This is a genomic window from Gelidibacter sp., from assembly GCF_035577925.1.
GTDB lineage: Bacteria > Bacteroidota > Bacteroidia > Flavobacteriales > Flavobacteriaceae > Gelidibacter.
Genome location: NZ_DATJCY010000329.1, coordinates 1 through 3,528, shown reverse-complemented (window position 1 = coordinate 3,528; position 3,528 = coordinate 1). Strand labels below are relative to the sequence as shown.

Annotated in this window: 4 protein-coding genes; all 4 read left to right on the top strand. The window is 36.9% G+C overall.

Features of this window, described 5'->3' with window-relative positions; genetic code table 11:
- Positions 1-68 precede the first annotated feature (68 nt).
- The gene (locus VNJ50_RS12845; RefSeq protein ID WP_325582544.1) at positions 69-899 is read left to right on the top strand and encodes an META domain-containing protein; all 831 of its coding nucleotides are present in this window, start codon (positions 69-71) and stop codon (positions 897-899) included.
- Between the two features lie 47 nt (positions 900-946).
- Entirely contained in the window at positions 947-2,020 is a 1,074-nt protein-coding gene (locus tag VNJ50_RS12840; RefSeq protein WP_325582542.1) for a hypothetical protein, read from the top strand.
- 94 nt (positions 2,021-2,114) lie between these two features.
- Complete coding sequence (locus tag VNJ50_RS12835) at positions 2,115-2,930, top strand: SDR family oxidoreductase (RefSeq protein WP_325582540.1); 816 nt, start codon at positions 2,115-2,117, stop codon at positions 2,928-2,930.
- A gap of 25 nt (positions 2,931-2,955) precedes the next feature.
- Positions 2,956-3,477, top strand: a complete 522-nt coding sequence (locus VNJ50_RS12830; RefSeq protein WP_325582538.1) for a DUF488 domain-containing protein — start codon at positions 2,956-2,958, stop codon at positions 3,475-3,477.
- The last annotated feature ends 51 nt before the right edge of the window (positions 3,478-3,528 follow it).

Below are 3,528 nucleotides of genomic sequence, written 5' to 3'. Positions count from 1 at the left end.
TTTGGTTAAATTTATGTCATTGAAAATTGCAAATAGAAAAACAAAATTAAAAATTAAAAAAAGAATCTATGAAAATTAAGTTAACAACCGTAGCGCTTATCGCATTGACAATTATGGGCTGTAACTCAAGTAAACAAGTCGGTTCAACTGCAACCGATGACAATTCAAAACTTATGGAAAACACCAAGAACCAATCTGTTGAAGATGTAAAGTGGGTCATTTCTACATTGGAAGGAAAAGACATGTCTACTACCAATAATCGTGGTAAAGCTATTTATTTTACGCTCAATTCAAAGGATAATCGTGTGAATGGTTATTCCGGTTGTAATACCTTTATGGGAACGTATAAATTGGAAGGCACAAAAATTTCTTTCTCACAAATGGCTTCAACCCGTATGGCTTGTCCAGATTCAGATATCAATGAATCTGAAATATTAAGTGTTTTTGAAACAGCTGACAATTTTACCATTGCTGACGGAAAGTTATCGTTGAACAAAGCGCGAAGAGCACCTTTGGCTGTTTTTGCCAAAGAAGAAGCTAATGCTCCGATAGTAGAAAAATATTGGAAGTTAAAAACTTTGGAAGGAAAAGAAGTTAAAATGAGTGAAAACCAAACTCGTGACATTTACTTTATGTTGAAGAATGATGATAACAGAGTTGTTGGATTTGCCGGTTGTAATAATATTACGGGATCTTATACTTTGCAAGAAGGAAACCGAATCCGTTTTAACAAAATGGCAACCACATTGATGATGTGCCCGGATGTTGATGTTAATGAATCCGATTTTTTGAAAATATTTGAGCTTGCCGACAATTACGCCATCAATGGCGATGTGCTTTCGTTAAATGTTGGAAGAAGGGCACCTCTAGCGGTATTTGAGGCCGTCTATTTCAACTAAACACATTTTGATTAAAGTATTTATTAACCCGTTTGAAATTTAAAAATATGAAACCAACTTTAAAAGAACTTAAGGACATTAATGCAGAGAACTGTGTGACCATTATTATGAATTCCCACAGAACGAAACCTGATTATTTGAAAGATGAATTGGCCCTTAAAAACCATATTAAGGAAGTGGAGACAAGATTGCTGGCTGATACCACAAAACGTGATGCAACCAAGTTGATTGAAAAATTACATGGACTTGCGGGACAAATAGATCACAGCCATAATTTAGACAGTCTCATTCTTTTTGTAAATGATGATATTGCCGAGTTTACAAGATTGTCCATCCCGGTGGTAGATCGCGTTATCATTGACAATACGTTTGCCACCAGAGATTTGGTAAGGGCGTTGCACGCCGAAGCACATTATTATATTTTGGTGCTGAGCCAGGAAAAAGCCAGGTTGATCGAGGCCATCAACAATCAGGTAGTCCAGGAATTTAAATCGCCATTCCCAATTGAAAACAAACAGTTTTTCACAAAAAATAAATCCGAAGCGGCAATAGCATCAAGAAAATCCAATCTGATTGCCGAATTTTTTAATACCGTTGATAAAGAAGTCAATCGTATTAGAAAAAACAATCCGTTACCTGTTTTGATTTGCACCGTGGAAGAGAATTACCCGGAATACCTGAAAATAGCTGATCAGAAAGACAGCATTTTTACGTCGTTCTTAAATAAAAACAGAATGGCAGAAAAAGATCATGCCATTGTTCAGGAAGCTGCCAAAATTGTTGAAGCACATAATATCAAAAGGAATAACGATCGAAAAGAGGAATTGCTAAAAGCAGTTTCAGAAAATAAATTCCTAAGTGATACCAACGAGATTTGGAGAGCTATCTCCGAAGGAAAAATACAGACTCTTTTTGTGGAACAAGGTTTGTTCCAGCCTGCTATTTTGGAAAATAATGAAATCGTTTTTGTATCGGAAGATGAAAGAACCGATAAAAATGTTATCGATGATATTTATGATGAAATGATTGAAATGAATTTGAGTTTTGGTGGCGATGTTGTTTTTCTTCCGAAAGGCGAGCTTGAAAAATTTAATGGCTTTGGAGCGGTAACCCGTTATTAAAAAAAATATAAAAACACTTTTTGAATGCTGGTTAAAATCTTATTTTTAACCAGCGTTTATGTAAAATAAAATTTCAATTTATAAAAGAATACTTATGGATGTTAGAAAAAAAATAATAGTAATTACGGGTGGAATGGGTGGCATTGCACAAGCCTGTGCCAGGACCTTTAAAAATCAACCCATAGTTATTACGGATTATTCCCAAAAACTTGTTGATGAGGCGGTAACAACACTTCAAAAAGAAGGCTTGGACGTATCGGGAATTGCATGTGATATTACAAAAACGGCTGATATCAAAAGTCTAGTGGATTTTGTCGGTAAAGCTGGAGATATGCAAGCCTTGATCCACACTGCCGGGGTTAGTGGCACGGTAAACGATTTGAAAAAAGTATATACCATTGATCTTGTGGCCACAGAATTATTGATTGATGCCTTTTATGATATTGCCCTCCAGGATTCGGTTGCCATTTTGCTGTCTTCAATGATGGCTTATACGGTTGCGCCTTACGATAAATATGATGATGCATTGACCAATCCGCAGGCAGAAGGTTCCTTTGAAACGGTGAGCCAATTTGTGCATGATAGTTCTGATGTGATGTACAATTTCGTGAAACGCGGCGTTCAATTATTAACCCATAAAAATGTTGATAAATGGGGCGAAAAAGGGGCAAGGATTTTAAGTGTTTCTCCCGGAGTCATTGAAACGCCAATGGCTTTAAAAGCCGCAGAGGAACACCCTGAACGCATGGCAGCTATTAAGCAGGCCACGCCATTAAAGCGTAATGGACAGCCGGAAGATGTTGCTGATGTTATTCATTTCTTGGCAGGCCACGGTGCACGGTTTATTACGGGCACTGATATTTTGGTTGATGGGGGAGTCATTCAGAATATAAAAAAAATGGAGCCATAAAATATAGATCATAAAATGTAGAATTTTGAATACCCAAAAAACGATATGGACCGTTGGGCATTCAATCCGAAAAATTGAAGATTTTTTGGGGTTGCTCAATAGTTATGGTATCGAGGAACTTGTTGATGTAAGACGGTTTCCGGGATCTTTAAAATTTCCACAGTTCAATAAAGCAAATCTTGAAGTGGTTTTGCCCGATGAAAAAATCCAATACCTTCATATTGAAGCTTTGGGTGGCAGAAGAAAAGCACATCCTGAATCGGAAAATATCATCTGGAAACATCCATCATTTAGAGGTTATGCCGATTATATGGAAACGCCTGAGTTTAAGGAAGCAATGGTCCAACTGGAAGCCTTGGCATTGCAAAAAAAATGTGCAATTATGTGTTCTGAAGCAGTTTGGTGGCGGTGTCATCGATCAATGATAGCCGATCAACTTAAAGCAAATGGTTGGACAGTATTTCATATTATGGGAGAGCATCAAGAAAAGGAACATCCTTATACAAAACCAGCGCAAATAAAAAATGGGCTGTTGATGTATCATTAATTAAAAGATATGCAGTAGACTCGGGGCATTTGTTCTTTTTTTTTTTGTCAT

Excerpts from the sequence above, each read along its gene's own strand:
- VNJ50_RS12845 (WP_325582544.1), top strand. The coding sequence starts at position 69 with ATGAAAATTAAGTTAACAACCGTAGCGCTTATCGCATTGACAATTATG.
- VNJ50_RS12840 (WP_325582542.1), top strand. The coding sequence starts at position 947 with ATGAAACCAACTTTAAAAGAACTTAAGGACATTAATGCAGAGAACTGT.
- VNJ50_RS12835 (WP_325582540.1), top strand. The coding sequence starts at position 2,115 with ATGGATGTTAGAAAAAAAATAATAGTAATTACGGGTGGAATGGGTGGC.